Origin of the sequence: Kytococcus sp. HMSC28H12, assembly GCF_001816045.1 — a bacterium.
Classification (GTDB): domain Bacteria; phylum Actinomycetota; class Actinomycetes; order Actinomycetales; family Dermatophilaceae; genus Kytococcus; species Kytococcus schroeteri.
In genome coordinates this window covers 1-721 of the sequence record NZ_KV824619.1, presented here as the reverse complement: position 1 = coordinate 721, position 721 = coordinate 1, and the positions used below count along the sequence as shown (strand labels likewise).

The window sequence follows — 721 nt, the reverse complement described above, 5'->3', positions numbered from 1 at the left end:
CCTGGGCGCCGGCGGGCTCGGCTCCCCCACGCTGCTCTACCTGGCCGGCGCCGGCATCGGGCAGATCACGGTGGTGGACGACGACGTGGTGGACCTGGGCAACCTGCACCGCCAGGTGCTCCACGGCGAGGCCGACCTGGGCCGCCCCAAGGTCGACAGCGCCGCCGACGCGGTGGCCCGCCTCAACGGCACCGTCACCCTGCGCACCGTGCCCACGCGCCTGACGCCGGACAACGCCACCGCCCTGCTGGCCGGGCACGACCTCGTGCTCGACGGCTCGGACTCCTTCGCCACCCGCGACGCGGTGGACGCCGCCTGCGCCGAGCTGGGTGTGCCGCACGTGTGGGGCGCGGTGAGCGGCACCACAGGCCAGGTGAGCACCTTCGACGCCCGGCGCGGGTGGCGCTATCGCGACCTGTACCCGCCGGCCGAGGAGGTGCGCGGCGCCCCCTCGTGCGCGCGGGGCGGGGTGCTCGGCCCCGTGTGCGGCCTCGTCGCCTCGTGCATGGCCGCCGAGGCGGTGAAGCTGCTGGTCGGGGGCGGCGAGCCACTGCTGGGCCGCCTGCTCGTCGTGGACGCCTGGACGATGGCGGTGAGCACCTACACGCTGCCGCGCGGCGAGGTGCCCACTCCGGGGACCGAGGGCGGCGACGCGGTCGAGGACGCCACGGACGCCGGCCCGGACGGCGCGTGGACCCCGGCGGCCCTGCGCCGCGCGCTG

Annotated in this window: 1 protein-coding gene; it reads left to right on the top strand. The window is 77.5% G+C overall.

Annotated elements, in window-relative coordinates; translation table 11 throughout:
• On the top strand, positions 1-721 hold a 721-nt coding region (locus tag HMPREF3099_RS09895), incomplete at both ends, for a HesA/MoeB/ThiF family protein (RefSeq protein WP_141762118.1).